The sequence below is a fragment of the Azospirillum sp. 11R-A genome, assembly GCF_049472615.1.
Classification (GTDB): domain Bacteria; phylum Pseudomonadota; class Alphaproteobacteria; order Azospirillales; family Azospirillaceae; genus Azospirillum; species Azospirillum palustre.
This window is the reverse complement of record NZ_JBCEBL010000063.1, coordinates 1-5,826: the sequence shown is the minus strand read 5'-3', so window position 1 is coordinate 5,826 and position 5,826 is coordinate 1. Positions and strand designations below refer to the sequence as shown.

Genomic DNA, 5,826 nt, shown 5'->3' with positions numbered 1-5,826 from the left:
GGTGTCCGAGCCGGCAGCGCCGGGTCGATGCGGGCCTCGACCCAGCTTCCCTCGCGCACGACCTGGGCGAACAGGCGAAGCTGGCCGACGGTGCGGCCGCGCTCGCCCTCCAGCCGGGCGCGCGGCAGGCCGCGGAAGGCGTCGAAGGCGGCCCAGGCCAGCGCGCAGGCGCGCTCCACCTCGGCGGCACCGCCGCCGCCGAAGACGGGCTCCAGCGCTTCGCCGGTGGCGGGGTCGACGGCGCGGAACTCGCCCTGGCTGCCGCGGTGGGCGGTCGCGCCGATCAGCATCTCGCCGGTGATGGTCATCTTGGGGTCTCCTTCAAGGGCGGAACGCCGGGAAAGGGGCGTCCGCCGACAAGAGCGGCCGAACATTTGTTGGAGAGGCGATCTATCATGACATCAGTCATCATACAAGTGGGGCGGTGCGGAGCGGCGCCGATGTGCCGCCTTTCCACGGGCCGGCAGGCCGGCTTGTCTATTGTCGTATAGGTTTTGTGGGTGTTAACTCTGGGACATGGAGTGGTGACGGGCGGTCCGTCCCGGAACCGGGTTTGGGTGAGGATGGTGATGACAGCGCGCAGGCGCCGGGACCCGCTGGCGAAGCAACTGGTGGATGCCCTGGCCGAACGGATCTCCAGCGGACAGTTCAAGAGTGGCGACCGGCTGCCGAGCGAACAAGACTTGATCGACGAATTCGGCGTCAGCCGCACCGTGGTGCGCGAGGCGATCGCCAACCTGAAGGCGGTCGGCATGGTCTCCACCCGGCAGGGGCTGGGGGCCTTCGTCCTGCGCGACGCCGCGATCCTGCCCTTCCGCATCGAGGAATCGACGCTGGAGGCGGTGAACGAGGCGATCTCGGTGCTGGAGGTCCGCATCAGCCTGGAATCGGAAGCGGCCTATCTCGCTGCCATCCGCCGCGACGATGCCCAGCTTGCCCGCATGCGCGAGGCGCTGGACACGATGACGGCGGCGGTGGAGGCGGGTGAGGATGCCATCGAAGCCGATCTGGCCTTTCACAGCGCCATCGCCGCGGCGACCGGAAACAAGCATTTCCTGGCCCTGTTCTCCTACCTCGGATCGCTGCTGATCCCGCGCGCCCGCGTGCGTTACGGCCATCTTGAAGGCGATTCCCGCCGTCAGTACCTGCGGCGGATCAACGACGAGCACCAGACCATCTACTCCGCCATCGAACGCCAGGACCCGGAGGGCGCCCGCGCCGCCATCCGCCTGCATCTGAACGGCAGCCGCGACCGGCTGCGTGCCGGCGGCGACTTCAAGGCGACCGCCGCGACGGGCTGAACGTCCGCCCGTTCCGGGTTTGCGGGATCAGAAGGGACGCCGCCGGACCGCCGGTAGCGTCCCTTTTGCTTTGTGGACCGGCTTTCGCCATGCGCGGATTGGTGGGAAGGCGGATTGCCGCCGCCTGCATCAAACCACTTGTATGATGACTGATATGATGGTAATCGTCCTGTCATCGGATGACGACGGTGTCGGACGGATCGCCGCGAACCCGGCCTGGATCCTCCAGACACGCCATCGTTCAAAAATCACCATGCCCGCAGCCCTTCCCCTGCGGATCGTGTCTCCACCGTTTTCCAAGGATGCCCCCGATGGAACCGCAAGCCCTGAAGGCCGTCGTCAGCGAAGGTCTCCTGTCGTTCCCGCTGACCGATTTCACCGCCGACGGCACCTTCGAGCCGGGTGGCTATGCCCGCCGCCTGGAATGGCTGAAGCCCTACGGCGCGTCGGCTCTGTTCGCCGCCGGCGGCACCGGCGAGCTGTTCTCGCTGACGCCCGACGAGCACAGGAGCGTCGTCTCGCTGGCCGTCGAGGTCTGCGGCAAGGAGGTGCCGATCATCGCCGGCGTCGGCTATTCCACCCGCATCGCGGTGGAGATGGCGCAGGCCGCCGAGAAGGCCGGGGCCGCCGGCATCCTGGTGCTGCCGCATTACCTGACGGAAGCCGACCAGGAGGGCGTCGCCGCCCATGTCGAGGCGATCTGCAAGTCGGTCGGCATCGGCGTCATCATCTACAACCGCGCCACCTGCAAGCTGGGCGCCGACCGTCTGGCGACGCTGGCGGAGCGCTGCCCCAACCTGATCGGCTTCAAGGACGGGCTGGGCGACATCGAGCTGATGACGACCATCCGCCGCAAAATGGGCGACCGCTTCAGCTATCTGGGCGGCCTGCCGACCGCCGAGGTCTACGCCGCGGCCTATCGCGCCATCGGCGTTCCGGTCTATTCGTCGGCCGTCTTCAACTTCATCCCGCGTACGGCGATGGAGTTCTACCAGGCGGTCGCCGCCGGCGACACCGCCACCACCGACCGGCTGCTCGACCGGTTCTTCCTGCCCTATCTGGCGATCCGCAACCGCAAGGCCGGCTATGCCGTCAGCATCGTCAAGGCGGGCGCCGCCATCGTCGGCCGTCCCGCCGGCCCGGTGCGCGCGCCGCTGATCGACTGCACCCCCGCCGAGGTCGAGGAGCTGCGCGCCCTGGTCGAGGCGCTGGGACCCCAGTAAGTCCCGGCCGATAGGCCAGGGCCAATCAAACCACGGCGAAACGCCAAAGCCGGACGGGCAGGCGCCGGGCTTCAGTCCCCGATGCCGGACACAAGGTGCAGCCAGAAAGCCGGATCCGCCAGGCGGGTCCGGCAACGGACTGCCGCGTCTGCCCGCCCTCATGGCTTGAGGGAGGAAATCTCATGACGATCGAGAGCACCGCCGCCACCACCCGTTCCGAACCCGGCGCCTATGCCGCGGCAGCCGCCGCCGGCCAGACCGCCAAACGGACCAACGTCCGCTATCTCATCCTCGCGATGCTGTTCCTCGTCACGGTCATCAATTACGCCGACCGGGCGACCCTCTCCATCACCGGTCCGGTGATCTCGAAGGAACTGGGCATCAGCGCCGCGGAGATGGGCTTCATCTTCTCCGCCTTCGGCTGGGCCTATGTGCTGGGCCAGCTGCCGGGCGGCTGGCTGCTCGACCGCTACGGGTCGAAGATCATCTATGGGCTGAGCATCTTCATCTGGTCGGTCTTCACGCTGATGCAGGGCTCCATCGGCTTCTTCGCCGGCGGTACCGCGGTCATGGTGCTGTTCGCCCTGCGCTTCGCCGTCGGCTTCGCCGAAGCGCCGTCCTTCCCCGGCAACAGCCGCGTCGTCGCGGCCTGGTTCCCCGGACAGGAGCGGGCGACCGCGTCGGCGATTTTCAATTCCGCCCAGTATTTCGCCACCGTGATCTTCGCGCCGCTGATGGGCTGGCTGACCCATTCCTTCGGCTGGCACTGGGTGTTCGGCGTGATGGGCGGCCTCGGCATCGTCATGGCCGGCGTCTGGATGAAGACCGTCTACGCCCCCAAGGACCACCCGCGCATCAATCAGGCCGAACTGGACCACATCGCCGCCGGCGGCGGTCTGGTCAACATGGACGACGGACAGAAGAAAGCGGTGTCGGCCAATAGCGGAGCGAAGTGGGATTACATCCGCCAGCTCTTCGCCAGCCGCATGATGGTCGGCATCTTCCTCGGCCAGTTCTGCATCAACGCCATCACCTACTTCTTCATCACGTGGTTCCCGGTCTATCTGGTCCAGGCCCGCGGCATGTCGATCCTGAACGCCGGCTTCATCGCCTCGATCCCGGCGATCTGCGGCTTCGTCGGCGGCATCCTGGGCGGCCTGATGTCGGACGCCATGCTGCGCCGGGGCTATTCCCTGACCGCGGCGCGCAAGACGCCGATCGTGCTGGGCATGCTGATGTCGATGGCGATGATCGCCTGCAACTACACCGATCTCCAGTGGGTCATCGTGTCGCTGATGGCGCTGGCCTTCTTCGGCAAGGGCATCGGCGCTCTCGGCTGGGCCGTGATGTCGGACTGCGCGCCGAAGGAGATCACCGGCCTCAGCGGCGGCGTGTTCAACATGTGCGGCAACCTGTCGTCGATCTCGACGCCGATCATCATCGGCTACATCATCCAGAGCTCCGGCTCCTTCAACGGCGCCCTGGTCTTCGTTGGCGCCAACGCCCTGATCGCGGCGGTCAGCTATCCGGGATTATGCCCCAGGGTTGGCGGGTGTAGCGCAAACCGTTGATCAGGCATAGGATTTGGGTGCTGAAGCCAATCCTCGCCATATCCGGAGCGCCCACCCGCCATGGTTGATCCTACGCTGCCGTTGCCCGGCTTGTCACCCGTTGCCGGCAAGGCTGTCGTCGGGCGCTTCGATGGTGGCCGCCTGTCCTCCGATGGCGGACTTCTGGTGCTGCGCGAAGTGGAAAAGCGGCTGCGCGTGGCCGAGCGGCTGGCCGGCAGCATCGAGGACCCGCGCGATCCGGTGCGCACCACGCATTCCCTGGCCGACATCATCGGCTTCCGCCTGCTGGCCATCGCGGCGGGCTACGAGGACGGCAACGACGCTGACAATTTGCGCGCCGATCCGCTGTTCAAGCTGGCCCTGGACCGGTTGCCGTCGGAGCGCGACCTGTGCTCGCAATCCACCATCTCGCGGCTGGAGAACCTGCCCGACCCCCGTGCGCTGCTGCGCATGGGCCGGGCCATGGTTGATCTCTACTGCGCTTCGTTCCGTCAGGTGCCCAAGCGCATCGTGCTGGACGTGGACGACACCTTCGACACCGTGCACGGCGGCCAGCAGTTGCGCTTGTTCAACGCCCATTACGACGAGTACGGCTTCCAGCCCATGGTCGTCTTCGACGGTGACGGCCGCTTCGTCACCGCGGTGCTGCGCCCGGCCAAGCGGCCCAAGGGGACGGAGATCCGGGCCTTCCTGCGCCGTCTGATCCGGGCCATTCGGGCGAACTGGCCCAGGACCGAGATCCTGCTGCGTGCCGACGGCCATTACGCCTGCCCGGAGGTGCTCGACTGGTGTGAGGCCGAGGGCCTCGACTACGTTCTGGGCCTGCCGACCAGCAGCACGCTGCGCCGTCACGTCACCACGCTGGAGGTCAGCACCGCTGCCCGCTTCCAGACCATGCCGGGGACCGACAAGCTGCGCCGTTTCAAGGAATTCTACGACGGCGCCGGCACCTGGAGCCGGGTCCGCCGCATCGTCGCGCGGGTCGAGGCCGGCCCCCGGGGCACCGACACCCGTTTCATTGTCACCAATCTGCGCCATGGGACCGGACGCGCTCTGTACGAGGGCGCGTACTGCGCCCGCGGCCAAGCCGAGAACCACATCAAGGCCTGGAAAACCCACCTCGCGGCCGACCGCACCTCCTGCACGAAAGCGACCGCCAACCAGTTCCGCTTGTTCCTGCACGCCGGAGCCTACTGGCTGCTGTGGAGCCTGCGCTCGGTGATGCCCAAACGCTCCCGCTGGCGGGTCGCCCAGTTCGACACGCTGCGGCTGCGCCTGGTGAAGATCGCCGCACGCATCATCGAGATGAAGACGCGGATCACGGTCCACCTGCCGAGTGCCGCGCCCGATCAGGCGATCGTTCATCTCGCCCTCGGCCGCCTGCCTCGGCTCATCTCCTGACCACCGGGGCAGCCTGCCCTAGCCGCCACACCATCCCATCAACCACCAAACCCACACCCATCAAAAAACCGCCATCATCGCGGCGTCGACGGCGTGCGCCTTCGCAACCTCCCGATGAACATCCCCGTTCAGCGGCCAAATGACGATTCACCCTGGTGCATAAAGGCGGTTAGGAGTTTCGCGAAGCGAGCAACCGTTGCAGTTTCGCCGTGTGGTCAATATTGCCGGATCGTTCAAAGATTCTGAACGGTCAAGCCGCTGGAAAGGGTGGCGGCAGCGCGCATGCGGAGCGGTTGGCGCCTTCAGCGCCATCGTCGATCTCGATTTGGC

At 66.9% G+C, this 5,826-nt stretch carries 4 protein-coding genes and 1 pseudogene; 4 read left to right on the top strand and 1 reads right to left on the bottom strand.

Features of this window, described 5'->3' with window-relative positions:
* Positions 1-308 (bottom strand): annotated as a pseudogene (locus tag VH569_RS35100) (aldehyde dehydrogenase (NADP(+))); the annotation flags it as partial.
* Between the two features lie 261 nt (positions 309-569).
* On the opposite strand from VH569_RS35100, the gene VH569_RS35095 reads away from it, so the two are divergent.
* The 4 genes from VH569_RS35095 to VH569_RS35080 all read left to right on the top strand — a co-directional run bounded on the left by VH569_RS35095 (position 570) and on the right by VH569_RS35080 (position 5,496).
* Complete coding sequence (locus VH569_RS35095; protein WP_423321879.1) at positions 570-1,301, top strand: FadR/GntR family transcriptional regulator; 732 nt, start codon at positions 570-572, stop codon at positions 1,299-1,301.
* 311 nt (positions 1,302-1,612) lie between these two features.
* The gene (gene kdgD / locus VH569_RS35090; RefSeq protein WP_109050334.1) at positions 1,613-2,524 is read left to right on the top strand and encodes a 5-dehydro-4-deoxyglucarate dehydratase; all 912 of its coding nucleotides are present in this window, start codon (positions 1,613-1,615) and stop codon (positions 2,522-2,524) included.
* A 182-nt stretch (positions 2,525-2,706) separates the two neighbouring features.
* Positions 2,707-4,095 (top strand): MFS transporter, encoded by a 1,389-nt coding sequence (locus tag VH569_RS35085; protein WP_423321877.1) that lies wholly within the window; start codon positions 2,707-2,709, stop codon positions 4,093-4,095.
* Between the two features lie 60 nt (positions 4,096-4,155).
* Positions 4,156-5,496, top strand: coding sequence for an IS1380 family transposase (locus VH569_RS35080; RefSeq protein WP_423321875.1), 1,341 nt, complete (start codon positions 4,156-4,158; stop codon positions 5,494-5,496).
* The last annotated feature ends 330 nt before the right edge of the window (positions 5,497-5,826 follow it).